21 protein-coding genes are annotated in these 21142 nt (G+C 63.1%); 8 read left to right on the top strand and 13 right to left on the bottom strand.

Features of this window, described 5'->3' with window-relative positions:
• The first annotated feature begins 77 nt into the window (after positions 1-77).
• Positions 78-944 carry a thiamine-phosphate kinase gene (gene thiL, locus BDK61_RS17070; protein WP_007189208.1) on the top strand — a complete coding sequence of 289 codons (867 nt, stop codon included), beginning with the start codon at positions 78-80 and terminating at the stop codon, positions 942-944.
• A 28-nt stretch (positions 945-972) separates the two neighbouring features.
• On the opposite strand, the gene BDK61_RS17075 is transcribed toward thiL, so the two are convergent.
• Entirely contained in the window at positions 973-2220 is a 1248-nt protein-coding gene (locus BDK61_RS17075; protein WP_121303858.1) for a site-2 protease family protein, read from the bottom strand.
• A gap of 95 nt (positions 2221-2315) precedes the next feature.
• Positions 2316-2564, bottom strand: a complete 249-nt coding sequence (locus tag BDK61_RS17080) for a DUF7123 family protein (protein ID WP_121303859.1) — start codon at positions 2562-2564, stop codon at positions 2316-2318.
• 420 nt (positions 2565-2984) lie between these two features.
• Between BDK61_RS17080 and pyrH the strand changes: the two genes are divergently transcribed.
• Together pyrH and lysS are read left to right on the top strand one after the other, a co-directional pair.
• Positions 2985-3671, top strand: coding sequence for a UMP kinase (gene pyrH, locus BDK61_RS17085; RefSeq protein WP_121303860.1), 687 nt, complete (start codon positions 2985-2987; stop codon positions 3669-3671).
• The gene (gene lysS / locus BDK61_RS17090; protein ID WP_121303861.1) at positions 3672-5309 is read left to right on the top strand and encodes a lysine--tRNA ligase; all 1638 of its coding nucleotides are present in this window, start codon (positions 3672-3674) and stop codon (positions 5307-5309) included.
• A gap of 50 nt (positions 5310-5359) precedes the next feature.
• Here the strand turns inward: lysS and BDK61_RS23540 are convergent, their stop codons facing one another.
• Positions 5360-5536, bottom strand: coding sequence for a hypothetical protein (locus BDK61_RS23540; protein WP_007189212.1), 177 nt, complete (start codon positions 5534-5536; stop codon positions 5360-5362).
• Between the two features lie 61 nt (positions 5537-5597).
• Entirely contained in the window at positions 5598-6494 is an 897-nt protein-coding gene (locus BDK61_RS17095; RefSeq protein WP_121303862.1) for a universal stress protein, read from the bottom strand.
• Positions 6495-6597: 103 nt separating this feature from the next.
• On the opposite strand from BDK61_RS17095, the gene BDK61_RS17100 reads away from it, so the two are divergent.
• Positions 6598-8364 (top strand): site-2 protease family protein, encoded by a 1767-nt coding sequence (locus BDK61_RS17100; protein WP_004964503.1) that lies wholly within the window; start codon positions 6598-6600, stop codon positions 8362-8364.
• A 134-nt stretch (positions 8365-8498) separates the two neighbouring features.
• On the top strand, positions 8499-10238 hold the full coding sequence (argS, locus tag BDK61_RS17105) for an arginine--tRNA ligase (protein WP_121303863.1): 1740 nt from the start codon (positions 8499-8501) through the stop codon (positions 10236-10238).
• Between the two features lie 64 nt (positions 10239-10302).
• On the opposite strand, the gene BDK61_RS17110 is transcribed toward argS, so the two are convergent.
• The gene (locus BDK61_RS17110; protein WP_121303864.1) at positions 10303-11094 is read right to left on the bottom strand and encodes an alpha/beta fold hydrolase; all 792 of its coding nucleotides are present in this window, start codon (positions 11092-11094) and stop codon (positions 10303-10305) included.
• Positions 11095-11226: 132 nt separating this feature from the next.
• Between BDK61_RS17110 and BDK61_RS17115 the strand changes: the two genes are divergently transcribed.
• Complete coding sequence (locus tag BDK61_RS17115; RefSeq protein ID WP_121303958.1) at positions 11227-11913, top strand: helix-turn-helix domain-containing protein; 687 nt, start codon at positions 11227-11229, stop codon at positions 11911-11913.
• A 67-nt stretch (positions 11914-11980) separates the two neighbouring features.
• Here the strand turns inward: BDK61_RS17115 and BDK61_RS17120 are convergent, their stop codons facing one another.
• On the bottom strand, positions 11981-12796 hold the full coding sequence (locus tag BDK61_RS17120; RefSeq protein ID WP_121303865.1) for a MinD/ParA family ATP-binding protein: 816 nt from the start codon (positions 12794-12796) through the stop codon (positions 11981-11983).
• Between the two features lie 207 nt (positions 12797-13003).
• Between BDK61_RS17120 and BDK61_RS17125 the strand changes: the two genes are divergently transcribed.
• Together BDK61_RS17125 and prf1 are read left to right on the top strand one after the other, a co-directional pair.
• Positions 13004-13885, top strand: a complete 882-nt coding sequence (locus BDK61_RS17125; protein ID WP_121303866.1) for a PGF-CTERM sorting domain-containing protein — start codon at positions 13004-13006, stop codon at positions 13883-13885.
• Positions 13886-13968: 83 nt separating this feature from the next.
• Positions 13969-15225, top strand: coding sequence for a peptide chain release factor aRF-1 (gene prf1, locus BDK61_RS17130; RefSeq protein WP_004964526.1), 1257 nt, complete (start codon positions 13969-13971; stop codon positions 15223-15225).
• A gap of 124 nt (positions 15226-15349) precedes the next feature.
• Here the strand turns inward: prf1 and BDK61_RS17135 are convergent, their stop codons facing one another.
• The 7 genes from BDK61_RS17135 to BDK61_RS17165 form a co-directional block, all read right to left on the bottom strand.
• A complete protein-coding gene (locus BDK61_RS17135; protein ID WP_007189219.1) occupies positions 15350-15742 on the bottom strand; it encodes a DUF6276 family protein in 393 nt (130 codons plus the stop codon).
• A gap of 55 nt (positions 15743-15797) precedes the next feature.
• Positions 15798-16490 carry a V-type ATP synthase subunit D gene (locus BDK61_RS17140; protein ID WP_011224645.1) on the bottom strand — a complete coding sequence of 231 codons (693 nt, stop codon included), beginning with the start codon at positions 16488-16490 and terminating at the stop codon, positions 15798-15800.
• A 109-nt stretch (positions 16491-16599) separates the two neighbouring features.
• A complete protein-coding gene (locus tag BDK61_RS17145; protein WP_011224644.1) occupies positions 16600-17352 on the bottom strand; it encodes a bacteriorhodopsin in 753 nt (250 codons plus the stop codon).
• Positions 17353-17446: 94 nt separating this feature from the next.
• A complete protein-coding gene (locus BDK61_RS17150) occupies positions 17447-18859 on the bottom strand; it encodes an ATP synthase subunit B (RefSeq protein ID WP_007189221.1) in 1413 nt (470 codons plus the stop codon).
• Between the two features lie 2 nt (positions 18860-18861).
• The gene (locus BDK61_RS17155) at positions 18862-20622 is read right to left on the bottom strand and encodes an ATP synthase subunit A (RefSeq protein WP_121303867.1); all 1761 of its coding nucleotides are present in this window, start codon (positions 20620-20622) and stop codon (positions 18862-18864) included.
• A gap of 2 nt (positions 20623-20624) precedes the next feature.
• On the bottom strand, positions 20625-20948 hold the full coding sequence (locus BDK61_RS17160) for a V-type ATP synthase subunit F (protein WP_004593990.1): 324 nt from the start codon (positions 20946-20948) through the stop codon (positions 20625-20627).
• Positions 20945-21142, bottom strand: a 198-nt coding sequence (locus tag BDK61_RS17165; protein ID WP_208644677.1) for a V-type ATPase subunit, incomplete at its 5' end; no start/stop codon positions are given. The genes BDK61_RS17165 and BDK61_RS17160, both read right to left, overlap by 4 nt.

The raw sequence follows: 21142 nt of genomic DNA on the forward strand, positions 1-21142 counted from the left end.
TCCGATTTCAACCCACCGACCCTGTCTCGCCGGCGGATATCCACGGGGGTTTTGCCCCGGGAACCCGACGACGGGGTATGGACGAGCGGGCCGCACTCGCTGACCTCGCCGACCGACTTCCCGACGCAGGCGACGACTGCGCCGTCGTGGACGGGCAAGTCATCACGACCGATATGCTCCACGAGCGGACGGACTTCCCGGCGGGGACGAGCCGCTACACGGCGGGCTGGCGGGCCGTCGCCGCCTCGCTGTCGGACGTTGCGGCGATGGGGGCCGAGGCAACGGCGGCGGTGGCCGCGTACGGCGCGCCGTCGTTCGACGCGGACGAACTCGCGGCGTTCGTCGACGGCGCACAGGACGTGTGTCACGCGGTCGGCGCGGAGTACGTCGGCGGCGACCTGGATAGCCACGACGAGTTCACCGTCGCGTCGACGGCCATCGGCTCCGCAGCTGAGCCGGTTCGTCGCTCGGGCGCTTCGCCCGGCGACGCGGTCTGTGTCACCGGAACGCTCGGCCGGTCAGCCGCCGCCCTCAAACTGTTCGACCGTGGCGACACCGACCGGGCGAACGAGCTATTCCAGTTCGAGCCTCGCGTCCGTGCGGGCGTCGCGCTCCGACCGCACGCGACAGCGATGATGGATTCGAGCGACGGGCTGGCCCGCTCGCTGCACCAGCTGGCCGAGGCCAGCGGCTGTGGCTTCGCTATCGAAGCGCCACTGCCGATAGACCCGCAGGTCGACACGTTCGCAGAGACGGAGCAGGAGCGCAGAGATCTGGGTGTGTTCTTCGGTGAGGACTTCGAGCTGGTGTGTACGCTGCCTGAATCCGACGTGCTCGAAGCCAGAGAGGCCACGCCGTGCCCGCTCCACCGGATCGGAACGGTCACCGAGGACGGCGTGACGCTCAATGGCGAGCCGCTTCCGGACCAAGGGTACTCACACTGAGAACAGCCACAGCGACACCGCCTGACAGTTAGACCGCGCTGATCTCGAACGGAACCGGCGTGAAACAGGCGATTCCCAGCAGGAATGTAAACAGGCCAAGCAGCGCTCGCCGTCGGTCCAGCGCCGTATCCACGGTCGGGCGGGCCGGACCGGCGTACGCGAGCCCGGTGGCGAACAGACCCCAGAACACCCACAGGCCCCAGACGCCGAAGCCGACCGGCGGGGGGTCGCGGGTAAAGTACAGGTAGCCGGCGAGTGCGAACAACGCGCCAGGCACCGCGGCGGCGATGGTTTCCTGACGACGTCCGACGATGGACCGCACGATGTGACCGCCGTCAAGTTGCCCCACCGGAAGCAGATTCAGGAACGTGAAGAACATCCCGGCCCAGCCGGCGAACACGATGGGGTGGACTGACTCGCCGGGGCCGACCTCGGTTCCGAGCCCCAGCGCGTTGACTAGGGCTTCCAGCGCTTGGAACAGAAGCGGATAGTTGAACGTGATGATGACGCCGGTGTCGCTGTTTGCCACGCGTTCCGGGACGGTAATCGGGTCTATCGAGAGGCCGATGACCGTGACGATTGTTGTCGCAACGAGGCCGGCAAGCGGGCCGGCCACGCCGATATCGAACAGCGCCGTCCGGTCGGGGATGCGCCCACGGATGTTGATGACCGCTCCCATCGTGCCGAGATACGACGGGAATGGGATGAAATACGGGAGCGTCACGTCGACGCCGTGATAGCGGGCCGCGGCGTAGTGACCCAGTTCGTGGATCCCGAGCACACCGAGCATCGCGACCATGAACGGCCAAGCTTCGAACACGCGAAGTGGGTTCTCAGCGACCGGGATATAGTACCAGGCGCTCGCCCCGACATAGAGGGTCGACGCGATAGTCGCGAGCAACAGCCCGATGTTGAGCCACGGAACGCCGCCGGTGTCCGTACCGACAGGCTCCGCCACCAGTGCGTACTGGCCCGGGCGCGTGTTCACCGCGCCACCGGGAGCAATCGAGTCATTGGCGCCCGGGTCGTCGACAACGGTAGTCCCACCGTTGCTCGTCACAGTAGTCCCAGTAGCCGATTCGGGACCAAGTTCTTCGAGCCGAACGTCGTAGCCCCGCTGTCGGAACACCGGCCTGAGTTGCTCAGCGACGGCATCCGGTGGCACTAGTGGGTTGCCGAGATACTGGACAGTTCCGTCCGTCCGCCGCACTGACGAGACGGAGAACACGCCGGCCAATCGGTCAGGCGACGGCGGGTCCGCGGCGGAGCCACTCATCAACTGCTCGTAAACGATGCGGGCACAAATACTCCGCGAACGATCGCACAGCTAGCAGGTACTCCGTGCAAAAACTGTACGCGGGGACCAGTCGCCTACGCCGGCTCAATACGCCAGGTGGTCGCGCTCGTGTACGACCACTTTTCGACATTAATCTCGGACGCGCTGTCCTTGAGCTTGACCATTAGGGCACCGATCTCTTTGGGGGAGAGACCGACTTCATCAGCGATGAACTTGCTCTTGAAATACATCTCGCCGTCACTGGCCTTCTCTGCGAGGAACGACTTCAGTCGCTCTTCTTTGGAGGCCTCTTCCTCGCCGGAGGGCGTTGCGGTAGCGCTCATCTTTGTCACCTCACTTTCTCGTAACCCCGCCGAGAGTATATAAAGGAAGGAACCTTCAGGTCACTTCGGTCACTTTCAGGACAAATCGAGCTAAAACGCATTTTTTATAACCGTTTCAGATTTCTTTAGACGTTTTACAAAGCTTTCTTAGTCAATGGATTGGCACTAGTTCCGTGGTGCTTTGAACGGTCTGTAAAAGAGAGATATCACCCTCTGGGAAGGCCGATAAACGGCATATTTCACCGGTAGAGTGTCAGAACCGTCAGACGTGCGTCAGCACGTCGGGCACACGTCATACAGATATTTCCACCGGTACGCGACCGACAGCAGTCACTGTGGGCACCAGAAAGGGCGGACTAGAGAGACAGCAGTCAGTGGCCTTGACAACCCTTAAGAGTGCATCGCGGTTACGGCGGGCTAATGAAAGTCGTCGTCTCCATTGGCGGAAGCGTACTGGCCCCGGACCTCGACGCGGACCGGGTCGCCGACTACGCCGACGCCATCCAGTCGCTCGATGCACAGGGGCACACGCTCGGGACCGTTGTCGGCGGTGGCCCGACAGCACGTGATTACATCGGCAGCGCTCGGGATCTGGGCGCGAACGAGATCGAACTCGACCAGCTCGGCATCGCCGTCACGCGGCTGAACGGCCGACTGCTGATCGCCGCTCTAGACGACCGTGCCGCGCCGACACCCGCTGAAAGCTACGACGAGGGCCGGGAAGCCATCCGTCGCGGGGATATCCCCGTTCTCGGTGGCATCGTCGCCGCACAGACCACCGACGCCGTGGCGGCCGCCTTCGCGGAGTACGTCGGCGCTGACCTGCTCGTGTACGCAACATCGGTTCCGGGCGTCTACAACGCCGACCCGAACGAGGACGACGACGCGACGCGGTTCGACGAACTCGGCGCGGACGAACTCGTCGACGTGATCGCCGACATCGAGATGGACGCCGGCAGCAGCGCACCGGTCGACCTGCTAGCCGCGAAAATCATCCAGCGGTCCGGCATCCGGACGATGGTGCTCGACGGCACTGATCCCGAACGTGTCGTGTGCGCAGTCGAAGACGGCGAGTTCGACGGGTCCGAAATCCTTCCGGAGGCATAGATGGCGGAAGACCCCTACGAGGTCGGCCGCGGCGGTTCCCGGGCGTTCTGGGCCGACTCCGTCGCCGACGCCATCGAGGCACGAGACCCCGACGAGCCAATCGTCATCAAGGGCGGCGTCTCCCCGTCTGGCGTCCCCCACATCGGTCACTTCAACGAGATAATGCGGGGCTACTACGTCGCCGAGGCGCTACGGGACCGCGACCACGAGGTTCGACAGGTGTTCACTGCCGACGACAAAGACCGGCTCCGGGCGGTCCCCCGCCAGCTCGCCGACCTCGACTGGAACGTCGTCGGCCTCGGGGAAGTCGACGCCGGCGCACTCGGGCGGAACCTCGGGAAGCCGTACACGGATATTCCGGACCCATTCGGCTGCTGTGATTCCTACGGCGCCCACTTCACGGCGCTCCTGCAGAAAAGCGCCGAGCTGGTCGGCGTCGACGTGGAGTTCGTCTCGAACACCGAGCTGTACGCCGACGGCGAGTTCGAAGCAGTCACGCGCCGGGTGCTCGAACGCGCCGACCGGGCCCGTGACGTGCTCGCGGAGTATCAGAACAAGGTCGACGACGACTACGTCCCGTTCCTGCCCCAGTGTGCCGAGTGTGGGAAGATTACTGAGGGCGTCACCGCGGTCGACCTCGACGCCGGCAAAGTCGAATACATCTGTGAAGACGTCGAGGCCGGCGACCAGACCATTGATGGCTGTGGCCACGAAGGCACGGCGACGCTCCGGGACGGAAAGCTTCCGTGGCGGTTCGAGTGGCCCGCTCAGTGGGAGATTCTGGGCGTCGACTTCGAGCCCTTCGGCAAGGACCACGCCGAGGGCTCCTGGCCATCAGGTGAGGATGTCGCTGAGAACGTGCTGGACATCCAGCCGCCGGTCCCGATGGTGTACGAGTGGTTCACCCTCGACGGCGAACCGCTCTCCTCTTCCTCCGGCAACGTCATCACCGTCGACGAAGTGCTGGACATCCTTGAACCGGAGGTGTTCAAATACTTCTTTGTGAAGGACCCGCGGAAACAGCGGGACTTCTCCGTCGAGAATATCGACCAGCTCGTCGACGAGTTCGACCGGTTCGAACGGCGATATTTCGAAGAAATCGAGGCCAGCGAGGACGACGCCGAACTTGCAGAGCGAGCCTATCCGATGGTCGTGGACGACCCACGCGAACAGCGGATACGGATTCCCTACACATTTGCGGCCGTGCTCGGGATGACCGACGACCCGGCGCTCCGAGAGCAGATTGCCCGGAAAGAAGGCCATATCCCGGACGATGCGCCGGAGTGGGCCGTCGAGCAGGCGCTTGCCCGCGTCGAGCGAGCCCAAGAGTGGGCCAGCCTGACGAACAACGAATTCAACTACGAACTCAAGCGTGCCGAGATACCCGAGGTCTCATTCGACGACGCAACGGCGGCCGCACTGGATGAACTGGCCGATTTCATCGCCGAAGGCCACGACGGCGAGGCAATCCAGTCGGAAATCTACGAGACGGCAAAGCGAAACGACATCGACATCAGCGAGTTCTTCTCGGCCGGCTACCGGCTGCTGTTCGACGACACCGAAGGCCCACAGCTCGGGACGTTCATCGCGAAACTTGACCGGGAGTTCGTCGTGAAGCGTTTCCGTCGCAACGAGTAATCCGGGTAGGAGGGGCCTACCCGTCCGTAACACCCTGTTAAAGGGTGTATTCAGGGTGACTGTTCCTGCGTGTCGACCCGCTCGAACATCGGTCCGAGCTGCTCGTCGTAGCAGTCCTGACAGACGTACGCGTCGATGACGCCCGTCTCGCTGTGCGTGTGAATCATCGCGTGGACGGTAGCGTCAAAAGGGACCGTCTCGCCACAGATACCGCAGGTTTCTGGCATTGTCCGGCACCTCATTGTACTACGTTTCCACACTACATAGAACGGGTGGTTCGTCCACCCCTCAGTTCGAACGGGGCGTCACCAGCACAGGGACATCGACGGTTCGGAGCAGTTGCGACGTAACACTACCGAGCAACTGGCGTTTCAGGTTCGAACGGCCGTGTGACGCCATCACGACGAAGTCAATGTCATTGTCGGAGACGTACTCTTGGATGCCGGCGGCAACGCCGTCAAGCGAGGTCGTCTGTTCCACGGCAGTTTCAACCGAGATGTCCGGGGCCGCCGTCCGAAGTTCGTCGGCGGTTGTTGCGACGGCGTCGCGTCCATTCGCCTCCAGTCGTTCGATGAACGTCTCGTTCAACCCGCCAGCGTTGAACGATCCGCCAGCGGCCTGGATATCAACGACATTGAGCACGTGTACTAGCGCGTCGTATCTGTCTGCTACCGCCGCGGCGTGTCGTGTCGCCGTGTCAGCGTTCTCGCTCCCATCGGTTGTGACGAGTAGCCGCGAGTAATCGAATTCGTCCCTGTCAGCCTGCTTCTCCGCCGAAACGACGAACACGGGCACGGCAGTTCGGTGCAAGACCTGCTCGGTGACGCCGCCGAGTAGTCGCTTCCCGAGACCGGTCATCCTCTGTCGGCCAAGGACAATGATTCCTGCGTCGGTTTCACGGGCGTATTCGTCTATCCGCGCACTTGGTTTCCCTTCTAGCAGTTCCGTCGTGACGGACTGACCAATGTCGGCGGCGAGTGACTCGATCTCCGCGAGGACTGACTCGCCGTGTTCCCGGAGACGGGCGCTCTCGCGGTCTGTTCGCGTGAGTGCGAGCGCGCGCTGCTCGACGACATAGACCGCTTCAGCCGTTGCGTCGAAGTCCTTTGCCAGTGCGAGGCCACGTCGTGCGGCTGCCGTGGCTTCGTCGCTCCCATCGACGGGAACCAGAATATGGTCGTACATTGCGTTGTCGTTTGCGGCGGGGTCACTTCACCGTTGGCTGCTGTGGGCCAGCAGTGTGACCCAAACCAAACCCTCTTGCTTGGCTACGCCTATTTTCAGATAAATGGTGAGTACGCTGACGTGGGTCCTCGCGGGCCTTGTCGCCTACACCCTCCTCGCGATGGCGCTCCGGACTCGCGGCGTTGTCCCCGAGTATATTCGTTTTAGCGGCCCGATTACGACGATTCACACACAGAAGGGCAAAGCTGTGCTCGACTGGCTCGCACGGCCAAAGCGGTTCTGGCGGGCCTGGGGGAACCTCGGCGTCGGGTTCGGCCTCGTCGTGATGGTCGGCTCGTTCCTCCTCGTTGCGCTCGGAGCCTATCAGGCGCTCGTCAACCCACAGCCCTCCGCACTGAACGAACCGCGGAACGCACTGGCAATTCCCGGCGTCAATGACTTCCTCCCGCTGTCGGTCGCCCCCGAAATCGTGCTCGGATTGTTGCTCGGCCTCGTCGTCCACGAGGGCGGCCACGGACTCTTCTGTCGCGTCGAAGACATCGATATCGAGTCGATGGGGCTTGCCCTGCTGGCGATTATCCCGATCGGGGCGTTCGTCGAACCCGACGAAGATGAACTCCTCCGCACCGACCGTGGCTCCCAGACCCGGATGTACACGGCCGGCGTGACGAACAACTTCGCACTCGCTATCATCACGCTCCTGTTGCTGTTTGGACCGGTCGCCGGCGCTGTCGCCGTCGTTGACGGCGTGCCGGTCGGGAGCCCCATCAACGGAACCCCCGCCGCCGATGCGGGTATCGAGTCGGGTGATGTCATCACGGCGGTCAACGGCCAGTCGGTGGAGAACCAGCAGGCACTCGAATCAGTGCTCGCCGAAAGCGACGCACAGACTGTCGAAGTGGCGCGCAAGGATGCCGACACCGTCACCGTCGAACGGTCCGTCGTCGTCTCTGCGGCCCTTCAGAGCGCGTCACTTGGAACTGGGGAGACGATTGTCTCTGTCAACGGGACCGCAGTAGCAACCCGCAGTGAATTCGAACAGGCGGCCCAAGACCACCCCGTAGCGACGCTCGAAACCGAGTCTGGGGAGACAGTCACGACCCCGCTCGGCGCGTACGTGCTGGTCGCTGAAGACGGCCCGCTCGCCGGAGAGGGGGCACCGAGCGGCGAGAGCATGATTATCACCGCGGTCAACGGGGAACGAACACACAGCGGGGCGGCACTGATACAGACGCTTGAAGGCGGTGAACCCGGTGACGAGGTGACCGTCACCGGCTACGCCGACGGCTCCCGCGAGACCTACGAAGTGACGATGGCCGAAAGCGAGCAGGTCGACAACGGCATCATCGGCGTTAGCATCCAGCAGGGTATCAGTGGCATTCAGGTCAGTGACTTCGGTATCGACGCTTACCCCGCGGCCGCGTTCCTCGAATTCATCGGCGGCTCGCCGGACGCACCAACGTCGGTCTCCGAGTTCTCGTTCGCACAGCGGATTTTCAGCACGCTCTTGCTCCCGTTCATCGGCGTCGCCGGCGGCTTCGGCTATAACTTCGCCGGCTTCACCGGCATTGCGACGAACTTCTACACTGTCCAGGGCCCGCTCGGGGCGCTCGGAACGACGCCGGTGTTCCTGCTTGCGAACGTCCTCTTCTGGACCGGCTGGATCAACCTCGTCATCGGCCAGTTCAACCTCATTCCGACGTTCCCACTCGACGGCGGCCACATTCTTCGGGCGTCAACCGAATCGTTCGTTTCGCGGCTGCCCGTCTCGGACGGGCGACGGGTGACGACGGCCGTCTCGATCGCGATTACGGTATCGATGATCAGCGGCCTCCTGTTGATGGTGTTTGGTCCGCGGCTCCTGACCTGAGACGGACTGCTGTCCCAGTTTCTCCCGACACTCGCCTGAATAGCGGCGGTTGTTGTGGCTGTGGAGTCGGCCGGACCGTCTGTGGCGGTCGGGGTTTCGTTACCCATTTACTCTCCGCCGCGAAATCCGGGCGTATGTTCCTGCAGCTCCGTGCGGAGGTCGAGGACGCCCTCGCCGACGCACTCACAACCCTCGACCTGCCGGCCGAGGACCTCGGTATCGAGGAGCCACCGGAGGATGTCGACGCCGTGCTAGCGTCGAGCGTCGCCTTCCGGCTGGCCGGCGAGGTCGGTACCGCGCCGCCGAACGTCGCCAGCGACATCGCCGACGCGATTGCCGCCGACGACCTCACCTACGTTAGCGACGTGACGACACAGGGGCCGTACGTCAATTTCCTCCCGAGCGAAGCATACTTCGCCGAGACCCTGCAGTCAGTCACAGAGAGCGGGTTTGGCCGGCTTCCCGACCGCGACACCAGCGTTGTCGTCGAGCACACGTCCGCGAACCCGACTGGCCCAGTCCACGTCGGGCGGGCACGCAACCCTATCATCGGCGATGCCGTTGCTCGCGTGCTTGATTACGCCGGCTACGACGTCGACCGCCACTACTACGTCAACGACGCGGGCCGACAGATTGCGGTGTTCACCTGGGCGTACGAGACCTTTGACGAGGATGACCTGCCCGAACCTGAGCGGGAGTCCCCGGAGTACGAGATGGTCCGGTACTACCGCAAGGGCAACACCGTCCTCGAAGATGGCGACCCCGACGAAGTCGAGGCGGCGGAGGCCGAGGTCCAGTCGATTTTGCAGGGCCTCGAAGACGGCGACGAAGAGACGTACGAACGCGTCGCCGAGGTCGTCGACACTGTGCTGGGCGGAATGCAGAACACGCTCGGTCGCCTCCCGGCGGAGTTTGACGAGTTCGTCAAGGAGACGAAGTTCATGCGCAACGGCGACACGGACGACCTGGTCGACCGCCTGAAGGGGCTCGACTGCGCCGTCTACGAGGAGGATGCCTGGCAGCTGGACCTGCCCGATTTCGAGAAGAATCTCGTGTTCCTGCGCTCCGATGGGACCTCGCTGTACACGACTCGGGACCTGGCTCACCACGAGTGGAAGTTCGACACCTACGACCGTGCCGTCACAGTGCTGGGCGAGGACCACAAGCTACAGGCCGACCAGCTCGCAGCAGCCCTCGAGCTGCTCGACAACGACACCGACCAGCTCCGGCAGGTGTTTTACTCCTGGGTGAACCTCCCGGAAGGCGGGATGAGCACGCGTGAGGGGACCGGCATCGACCTCGACGACCTGCTGGATGAAGCGATCGACCGCGCACGGGAGGAGGTCGAGTCCCGGCTGGACGACCGAACCCGGGGAGACCTTGACGAAGACGACATCGACCGCATCGCCCGTCAGGTCGGTATTGGCGCGGTACGCTATGACATCGTTTCGAAACAGCCGACCAAAGGCATCACCTTCGAGTGGGACCGCGCGCTGGACTTCGAGGCCCAGTCCGCGCCATACGTTCAGTACGTCCACGCGCGTTGCTGTGGCATCCTGGGCGACGTGGAAACCGACATCCCTGACGAACCCGACCTTGACCCGCTGTCGGAACCGGAGGAGCGCGACCTGCTCCGCGAACTGGCCCGGTTCCCCGCCGTCATCGAGGCGGCCGCGGATGACCTGACGCCCCACACCGTCGCCACCTACACCCGCGACCTCGCCGAGACGTTCAACGCCTTCTACCGGGAGTGCCCGGTCCTCGATGCCGACCCAGAGACCCGCGCTGCGCGGCTGGCGCTCGTCGACGGGACCCGAACGACGATTGCGAACGCGCTGGACGCACTGGGCGTCGAAGCACCGACCTCGATGTAGGCGCGGCAGTTTCGGGTATCTGGTGTGACAAGCGACGAGTAGAGAGCCGGTCCGGCTGGCCGGGCTACGTTTTGCGGAACGCGCCGACTTCTGCTGCGATTAGTTCAGGTGCCTCGGCGGGGCCGCTGTGACTGACTCCATCGAACTCGACGAATCGACTCTGTGGCAGTGCGTCGTGAACGTCCCGTGCACTCTGTCGAAGGAAGTCCGGCCCGTCGGTGCCGGACAGAACGAGAGTGGGTACGTCAACGTCGAGGCAGTCTGGGAGCCGGTACTGTTCGACGGACCGATTCATCCGGACGACCTCCTCGGCGAGGGCCACACAGTCGGGCCACACAGGCCACTCCGCAAGCCAGGCGTCGAGGTCCTCGATACCGTCTGGGTGAAGGACCTGTTCGATGTAGCGTTTCACCGCTTCCTCTCGCTTTCCATCCTGTACGAGCGATGCCATTCGGTCAGCGAGGTCAGCGTCGGCCCGGTACTCGGCGGGAAGTACCGCCGGTTCGTACGCGATAACTGCCTCGACCGACGTACCCGCCGCGGCCTCGATAGCGGTGAGTGCGCCGTACGAGTGGCCGAACAGGATTGGGTCGCCATCGACAGCGTCGACAAGCGCCTGAACATACCTGACCTCGCGGTCCAGCACCTCGTCAGCGCTCGTCTCTGCGGGGGAGTCGAGACAGGTGCCGAACCCCGGTCGCTGGGGGACGACAGCGCCGTATCCCTCAGAGACCGATATGACCGGTCGCCAGTACTCTCGGGGAGCCATCCCGCCGTGCAGGAGGAGCAGGGGCTGGCCGTCACCGTAGCGCTCGAACTCGACTTCGATCGCGTCTGCAGACTGTGTCGGCTGCATACAACTGTACGGTCGAGCGCAGTCGGGCTAAGCCGTTCTCTCAGTGGTTGGGCCGTTTAAAAGGGGAGGATGTCAGCAGGGGCAGACGCGCTGTTCCGACAGGGGCTTCAGCCTCGCAAAGAGCAACAGTGTATGGGGCTCATTGCGGAGTTTCAGATACACTGTGATGCGTTGCCGCTTGTGTCGGTTGCAGCGACAGTCCCCGAAGCGTCGATTGTCCTTTCCCTCCAGTACAACCACGGCCGGCGGCCGCTGTTTATTGTAACCGTTACGGGCGGCGCCGAGCAGGCTGTCGAGCGGGCACTCACTAACGCCGACGACATTCAGGAGTGGACGCAAATCGGGACGGCCGGCGACACCCGCCGGTATCAGGCAGTGCCGGCGCTGAGCTTCGAGGAGCAGCTTGGCGGCCAGATCGACGACCTCGACGGGCTCGAAGCCCTCGCCACGGCAGACGCCATAATCGAACAGATAACTGTGACTGCGGACGGCTGGGAGCAAATGGGCTGGTTCGCCAACCGGGCGGCGTTCACCGATTTTTCCTCGTTCTGGCAACGGAACGCGGAGTTCAGACTGGAGCGGCTGACTCGGGATGCGGAGCCGAAGTCACCCGGGAACGGGCTCACTGACCGACAACTGGAGGCGCTACGGACGGCGTACGGGATGGGGCATTTCGAAATCCCGCGACGTGCATCACTGGACGCCGTGGCGACGGAACTGGACATTTCTGCGTCGTCACTCTCAGAGCGACTGCGCCGGGCACAGACCCAGCTCATTCAGGAAACGGTCGCGACGCTGTGGCCGCCACTTCCAGAATGATCTAGAGGCAGTGAAATGCGGTCGGGGCGGCGGACTGCGACCGGAACAGCAGGCGGGTGCAAAAATATCAGTTAAACAGGCCAAACACGCCGCCAGAGTCCTCGTCGTCGGCATCGGAGTGGTCCTCGGTGTCTTCAATGAACCACTCGTCGTCAAGTATTGTCTCGATATCCCGTTCGGGGCTTTCGCCGTGGAAGAACACGCCTTCCAGCGCCTCGGACAGTCGCTGATAGGCATCGGCAGCCGTGCTCTCAGGGGCGTTGAGTACGAGCGGCTCCTCGGTCGTCGCCTGCGGGTCATCCGGGATGACCGCAAGCAGCGGGAACTCCATCTGCTCGGCGATGGACGCGACATCAGTGTGGCGGGTCGCGCGGTTGATAATTGAGCCGAGAACGGTCCCGTCAATGCGGTCCGCTAGCTGGGCTGTTTTGACCGTATCGCCCACCGCAACGTCATCGGGGGTCGTGACGAGGACGATGCCGTCAGCCAGTCCCAGCGGCACGGCGACTTCGTGGCTCAGTCCAGCCCCGGTGTCAATCAGCACCACGTCGTAGGCATTTCGGAGCGTCTTGATGACTTTCCTGAGCTTTGCGGGGTCAGCGTCCGCAAACGCCTCAAGGGACTGTTCGCCCGGAATCACCGTGAGCCCACCCGGGGCATCAGTCAGAGCCTCACTCACCGCAGCCTCGCCAGCCAGAACCTCGTGGAGGCTCTTTTCGGGCTCCACGGAGAGCATCGAGCCGAGATTCGCCATCCCCAGATCTGCGTCGACGACGGCCACGTCGTAGTCCATCTCCTGCAAGACGGCCCCGAGATTTACCGCGGTCGTCGTCTTCCCGACGCCGCCCTTGCCGCCTGCAATCGTACACACATACCCCGCCATAGTCTGATTGCTTGGGTACAATGCAGGCAGTCATATAAATTCGATTGTCATCCATCGCGTCACAAACGGTTCGCTGCATACCGGAGACAGTGATTTAACGTCTATACACTGTCAGCTTTGCACGCTACTGTTACCCATAGTAATTATTATTTGTGATGTACCCCGGGCAAAGACACGCAGGGCGATAGCTTCACCATCGACGTGTCAGTGTCCGGCGATGGCGTTCAGAACGTCGAAGCGACGCTCTCCACTCCGGATGGCCTGTCCTGCTCGCCGTCTGGCTCACAGACCATCGGACTCAGCGACGGCAGCGGGTCAGCCACGTTCGACTGCACTGCCGACGCCACCGGTGACTACAACGGCGAGGTGTCGGTGTCCGTCACCGCCGATGAGTCCGGCGGCACAAACACCTACTCAGACACCAGACAGACCGGCCTCGACGTGCTCAGCCCCGCCAGTCTCTCGCTGACGACCTCGGTCAGCTCGACCGACCTCGATGACGGCGAGACGACCACCGTCGACGCTGTCGTCCACAACAGCGGCGACACGTCGACGAGCTACACCGTCTCAGTCGCTGATTCCGACGGCTACTCGTACTCGCTAGCGTCCGGGACAGCGAGTGGAGATATCGCCGGCGGAACGACCACGGCTGTCACCTACGACATCACTGCTGACAGCGGCGGCGACTACGACCTCACCGTCGCCACAGACGGCGGCAACGGCCAGTCGCTCTCGGAGACGGACACGCTCTCAGTGTCGGGCTCGAGCAGCAACGGCGGAGACAGCGGCAGTGGCGAAACCACTACTGAGGCGACGACAACCACCGAACAGAATACGCCCGAAAGCGAAACACCGACAGCGACCGCCAACCCCACTGCCACCGCCGAACCAGAACAGCCGACGACTGCCACCGCCGAGTCGACCGTAACCGACGGGACGGCAGCGACGGCAACCATGGCTGACAGCGTCGGCGGCACTGATGGCGAATCAAGAGACGAACCCACGGCCGGGTCCGGTCCCGGCTTTACCGTGCTCGTCGCAGTTATCGCACTGCTCTCGGCTGCCGCGCTGGCTCGTCAGCAGAGCTGAGTCAGTCGCCGTTCCGGCACGAGGACCGCTCGAATCGCACGGCTGTCAACAGGTTCTTACGCCACCTTGGCCAATATAGAGTAATGAGCGAGCAGCAGGAACAGGAACAATCTGACAAGCAGAAATACGAGTTCCGGAAGGTCATAGAGGAACTCAAAGGGTACCAGGGTTCGGGCACCCAACTCGTCTCTATCTACATCCCCGAAGACAAGCTGATCAGCGACGTCGTCGCCCACGTCACCCAGGAACACTCCGAAGCTTCGAACATCAAATCGAAGGACACTCGGACAGCGGTGCAAGACGCGCTCACTTCGATCAAGGACCGACTCCGGTACTACGACGTGCGGCCACCCGACAACGGACTGGTCGTGTTCTCTGGCGCGTTCGATACCGGCGGCGGCCGGACCGACATGGTGACGAAGGTCCTCGAATCCCCACCAGACCCCATCGAATCGTTCCGCTACCACTGTGACTCGGAGTTCCTCACCGAGCCGCTGGAGCACATGCTGGCCGACAAAGGGCTGTTCGGGCTCATCGTGCTCGACCGGCGCGAGGCAAACGTCGGCTGGCTGAAGGGCAAACGCGTCGAGCCTGTCAAGTCCGCCTCCTCACTGGTCCCGGGCAAGCAGCGGAAAGGTGGTCAGTCCGCCCAGCGTTTCGCCCGCCTCCGGTTGGAAGCCATCGACAATTTCTATCAGGAGGTCGCCGGCATGGCGAACGACCTGTTCGTCGCCGACCGCCACGAAATAGACGGGATCCTCGTCGGCGGCCCCTCACCGACAAAAGACGAGTTCCTCGACGGCGATTATCTCCACCACGAGCTACAGGACATGGTGCTCGGGAAGTTCGACGTGGCCTACACCGACGAGTCAGGGCTGTACGACCTCGTGGACGCGGCCGACGATGTGCTGGCCGAACACGAGATGCTCCGGGACAAGGAGCTCATGGAGGACTTCTTCAAGCAGCTCCACAACGGGGACAAGGCCACCTACGGGTTCGACCAGACGCGCCAGAACCTCAACATGGGCGCAGTCGAACAGCTGCTTATCTCCGAGGACCTCCGGAAGGACGTGGTCGCCTACACCTGCGAGAACGGCCACGATGAGTACGACCTCATCAACAGCAGCGCCGGGACTGACGACCACGAGTGCTCCCGCTGTGGGGCCACGGTCGACGCCGACGACGGCGAGCGTGAAGACGCCATCGACCACCTGATGGAACTGGCCGACCAGCGCGGCACTGAGACGGTATTTATCTCCACTGACTTCGAGAAAGGCGAACAGCTGCTGACCGCCTTCGGTGGCGTCGCCGGCCTGCTGCGCTACTCGACGGGCGTCTAACGCGCCAGTCGTTCTCTTCTCTCTGTATGTCTTTGACCGATGGCACCACCACCACCGGCTCCACCGAAACGCGCGACGTTAGAGCCGTCTCTCAGGGCGTGGGTGAAACGGTCGACCTGTCCGCTCACAGCAACTGTTCGAGTTGCCGACGGCGGCGACCGAGGTCGACGTGGGCCGCCTCGCCGTAGCTGGCGTCGAGGCGGTCCAGTACCAGCAGCGGATCGACGCCCTCGCGTTCGACTCGCTCCAGTAACGCGGTGATCTCCTCACGGTGCATCGCGAGCGAATCAAGCAGTCCGACCAGCAACACCAGCGGGACCGCTGCGCCGTCGGCATCGGGAATTGCACCGTCCAGATCCGAGAGGTCGGGCACAGCAGCGGGCGGCTCCGTTTCCGGGTGAAGCGCCAGACAGGACCGGCAGACGCCAGCGCCCGGTTCGTTTCCGGGGAGAAGCTGCTGGAGGTCGTCTGGAACTGGGAACGAAACGAGGTCGCCACCGCAGTCGGGACAGGACATACTCAACAGGAACGGGAAAGCGCAAAAACGATACCGGTCAGGACGGGCTCCCTGTTCAGTCGTCAGCAGTGACCGCTTCGGGCTCTTCTTCCGCTTCCTCTTCGGCCGCTAACGCGTCTTCCTCTTCTTCCTTCTTGGCTTTGATCTTCTTCATGCGGAAGATCTCTTCGCGCTCCTGCTCTTCGAGTTTCTGCTCGATGTACTCCTGATTGTCGTAGAGGTCTGGCAGGAGTTTGAATTCGAGGGCATTGACACGGCGCTTCGTGGTCTCGATCTCCTCGAGCATCTTCTTCATCGCCGTCTCGACTTCGGCGGCAAGGATGATGTTTTCGAGCAGTTCCTCGTAGGCCTCGGCGGCCTCGTCGATGCGGGCCGAGGTCCCCATGACGCCGTAGCCACGCTCGTCCAGCGATTTTCGGACTTTGCTGGACTCGATCTGCGGGACAACGACACCCATGATGTTCTTGGACTGGGTCGTCAGTTCGGGGTGTTCTTTCAGTGCTGCGGCGGCCCCACGGACGGCCACGTCGCCCTCCATCGCCCGGGCCATGTTGATCGCGCGCTGGGCCCGCTCGTAGGAGCCGTCGAGGTCTTCACGGACGTCCTGTGCCTGGTCCAGAATGTCCATGAACTCCATGATGAGGCCGTCACGCTTCTTCTCCAGCGTGTCGTGCCCACGCTCGGACAGCTCGATGCGGTCCTCGATCTGCATCAGATTCTTGCGCGTGGGTTTGACGTCCTTAGCCATTACGGGTCTTTTTTCGACGTAGGCAGTTAACGGTTTCCAGTTATTTCGGTTCGAGCGCTGCCGCTTCCGGACTGACACGCAAAAAAGCGAAGTCGACGAACGGTCGCGGTTAGTCGTCTGCAGGCGTTGCGCCAGTTCCGGTCGTCTCGGCCGCGCCGTCGAGCACGCCGTGGCTCCGGAGCAGGATGATACCGAAGCCGACCTTCGCGACGAGGTCGATGACCATGAAGCCGGCCGTCTCGATTCCGATACCGACAAGGCCAAGCCCCTCACTGCCGACGAGCCACCAGACTGGGTAGACCAGCCAGACGACAGTGACGAGGTTGCGCAACGTCTTGAACGTGCTTCGCGTGTCACTGGGCAGGTTTGCAACCCGGCCGGACAGCGAACTGAACAGGAAGTACAGCAGGACCAGCAGGAAGGCAGTGCTGATACCCCACCAGACCAGCCGTTCTGCACCGGCAGACAGCACGCCACTGCCTGCACTCAGCGTTGCGACCACACCAGTACCGATCATCAGCACGTCGAGGCTGACGAGCGAGTAAATGGTGTTGCGGTCTGCACCTGCAAGCAGTCCGAGGTCATACAGCAGCAACGGCGTTGTGAACAGCCAGTCGGTGTATCGCGCCCAGTAGATGGGGTGTTGTTCGCCGCCGAACTCGATGAACGTCAGGCCGAAGCCAAGCGCCATCGCGAGGTAATTCACGAACGCGATTGCCGTGATCAGTATTGTCGCGATGTAGAACTTCTGACGCCGGCCGTCAGTTTCGCCCCAACCGCGCGCGATGAAGTATAGCATGCCGAGGAACATGCCCGCTGTACCTAACCACAGCCAAATTCCTTCGCTCCCTGGTGCTGGCATAGTGCATTCTAGTGTAGGAGGTCAACGCTAAACAGTCGCGTACCCAAAATATATGGTATAGATTGAGGGATGCCGGAGAAAGTAAGCCGTCGCGTCAGGCCTCGACGGTTTCGGCGGTCTCGTCCTCGCGGTAGTGCTCCTCGATGAGGTCCTCGTCGATGCGGTTCAGCGCATCTTTCGGAAGCATCGAGAGCAGGTCCCAGCCGAGTTCGAGCGTTTCGTCGATACTGCGGGCCGTGTCGGTCCCCTGATCGACGAACTCCTCCTCGAAGCGGTCGGCGAAGTCCAGATACTTGTTGTCCAGTTCCGACAGCGCCTCGCGACCGACGATGTTCACGAGGTCGCGGAGGTCCTCACCCTCTGCGTAGGCGGCGAAGATCTGGTCTTTCACGTCAGCGTGGTCGGCGCGGGTCAGCCCCTCGCCGATGCCGTCGTCCATCAGCCGCGACAGGCTCGGCAGGACATTGATCGGCGGCTGGATGCCCTGGCTGTTGAGGTCGCGGTCGATGTAGATCTGGCCCTCAGTAATGTACCCGGTCAGGTCCGGAATCGGGTGCGTGTCGTCGTCGCCCGGCATCGTCAGGATCGGGAGCTGGGTCACAGAGCCCTCGCGGCCCTCGATCCGACCAGCACGCTCGTAGAGCTGTGCCAGGTCGGTGTACATGTAGCCGGGGTAGCCACGCCGGCCCGGGACCTCCTCACGCGCGGCACCGATCTCACGCAGTGCCTCACAGTAGTTGGTCATGTCCGTCAGGATGACCAGCACGTGATAGTCCTTCTCGAAGGCGAGGTACTCGGCGGTGGTCAGCGCCAGCCGCGGCGTAATCGTCCGCTCGACGGCCGGGTCATCCGCGAGGTTCATGAAGACGACGGAGCGTTCCAGCGCGCCGGTGCGCTCGAAGTCGTCCATGAACTCGTTCGCCTCTTCGGCCGTGATACCCATTGCACCGAAGATGACAGCGAACTCCGAACCCTCGTCGTCTTCGCCGTCTTCCTCTTCCGGCACCGTCGCCTGTCGCGCGATCTGGAGCGCCAGGTCGTTGTGTGGCAGGCCGGAGGCGGAGAAGATCGGCAGCTTCTGCCCGCGGACGAGCGTATTCATGCCGTCGATGGCCGAGACGCCTGTCTGGATGAACTCCTCAGGGTACTCCCGAGAGAACGGGTTGATTGCCTCACCGACGATGTCACGGCGTTCGTCGGGGACGATCTCCGGGCCGCCGTCGATCGGCTGGCCGGTCCCGTCCATGACCCGCCCGAGGAGGTCCTCGGTAACGGGCATCTTCATCGTCTCGCCAAGGAAGCGAACCGAGGCATCGCGGTCGATACCTTCGGTCCCCTCGAACACCTGAATGGCGACGTAGTCGCTTGCGGATTCGAGCACCTGGCCACGGCGGGTCTCGCCGTCGCTGAGCTCGATTTCGACGATGTCGTCGTAGCCGACCGGTTCGTCGGTCTCGACGAACACCAGCGGTCCGCTGATCTCTGTGATTGTCTGATACTCTTTCATTGTTAGTACAGCTCCCGCAGTTGAGACTTGATGTCGTCTTCGAGGTCGTCGATGTACTCGTTGTAGTCTTCCTGCACGCCGATACGGTTGAGCCGCGGCGCGGCGTCAATGTCGGTGATCTCCTCGACGGGGACACCGGCATCCAGCGCCTCGAAGGCCGCATCGTTGTACGTCTTGGCGGCGTCCATGATGCGGTAGGTCTTCTCGGGCTCACAGAACGTGTCCACGTCGTGGAAGGCGTTCTGCTGGAGCCACGCCTCGCGCAGGTAGCGGGCGATCTCGAGCGTCAGCTGCTGGTCCTCCGGCAGCGCGTCCTTCCCGACGAGCTGGACAATCTCCTGCAGTTCCGCTTCCTCGTCCAGCGTGTCGATAGCCCACTGGCGCGTCTCCGGCCAGTCGGCTCGGACGTTGTCCTCGAACCACGGGTCGAGCTGGTCGCGATACAGCGAGTACGACTCGTTCCAGTTGATAGAGGGGAAGTGCCGGCGTTCGGCCAGGTCCGCGTCGAGCGCCCAGAACGTCTTGACGATACGCAGCGTGTTCTGGGTGACCGGCTCGGAGAAGTCCCCGCCCGGCGGTGAGACGGCCCCGATAACTGAGACGGAGCCCTCGGTGCCGTTGATATTCTCGAAGTACCCGGCACGTTCGTAGAACTCGCTCAGGCGAGCGGAGAGGTACGCGGGGTACCCCTCCTCACCCGGCATCTCCTCAAGTCGGGACGAAATCTCACGCATGGCCTCGGCCCACCGTGAGGTGGAGTCAGCCATCAGCGCCACGTCGTACCCCATGTCGCGGAAGTACTCCGCGATGGTAATCCCCGTGTACACGCAGGATTCGCGTGCCGCGACGGGCATATTCGACGTGTTGGCGATGAGGCAGGTCCGGTCCATCAGCGCGTTGCCGGTGGTCGGGTCCTCGAGTTCCGGGAAGTCCTCAATGACCTCAGTCATCTCGTTGCCACGCTCGCCACAGCCGACGTAGACGACGATGTCCGCGTCGGCCCACTTGGCGAGCTGGTGCTGGGTGACCGTCTTCCCGGACCCGAACGGACCGGGAATGGCGGCCGTTCCGCCCTTCGCAATCGGGAACAGCCCGTCGAGCACGCGCTGGCCGGAGATGAGCGGTTCCGTCGGGGTCTCCTTCTCGACGGTTGGTCGCTGCTGGCGCACCGGCCACTCCTGGTGCATCTGGATTTCTTCGCCGTTGTCCAGTTCGACAACGGTCTCTTCGACGTTGAAGTTGCCCGATTCGATGGCGACGACTTCGCCACCCTCGGAGTCGGGCGGGACCATCACCTTGTGGTCGATACTCGGCGTTTCGGGGACGGTGCCGACGATGTCGCCGGCCTCGACCTCGTCGCCTTCCTCGACTTCAGGGGTGAACTCCCAGGTCTTCTCCAGGTCGATGCCCGGCGCGTCGACACCACGGTCGAGGAACGCCGACCCCATCTTCTCTTCGAGCACGTCGAGCGGGCGCTGGACACCATCGTAAATGGCGTCGAGCATACCCGGCCCGAGGTCCACGGAGAGGGGCGAGCCCGTCCCTTCGACGGGTTCGCCGGGGGAGACACCGGAGGTCTCCTCGTACACCTGAATCGTGGTGATATTTCCTTCAATCTCGATGACCTCGCCCATCAGCCCTTCCGAGCCGACGTAAACGACGTCGTTCATCCGGGCGTCGAGGTCCCGAGCCGTTACGACCGGTCCCGAGACGCTTTCGATAATGCCGTCCTCACGGACGTCTGTGTCTGTTGCTTGACTCATGGTTAGTCCTCGTCCATCAGGTCGATACCGATGGCTCGCTTGATCTGTTCACGCAGTCCGCCGCTCCCAGTGCCGCCGCCGAGCGTGACCATCACCGGCTCGACACTCGTCTCCGCATCCTGCCTGACACCGCGTGAGAGATGCGACAGGTCGTCGTCGTGCATCACGACGATACCGACGTCGTCGTCGTTGAGCATCTCCTCGACGGCGTCGTCGAGCTGCTCGTCTTTCTCGTCGGAAGGCACGTCCGCGAACTTGCGGACGCCAGCTAGCCGAAAGCCCGTCGTGAACTCCGGGCTTCCGATGACAGCGATCTCCTGACTCATAGTATCACCAGCTCCTGTTCGATTTCGTCGGGGCCGAGGCCGGCCTCGCGACCGCGGGCGATGGCCCGGATGTTGTCGACCTCGCGTTCCTTGGCGAGGACGTAGGACAGCACCGGACAGACCGACAGCGGGTAGCGATTCGAGAGCCGGTCGGCGTATTCGAGCAGCGCCGCGTCCAGCGCCCGCTCGAAGTC

Source organism: Haloarcula quadrata (genome assembly GCF_003634715.1).
Classification (GTDB): domain Archaea; phylum Halobacteriota; class Halobacteria; order Halobacteriales; family Haloarculaceae; genus Haloarcula; species Haloarcula marismortui.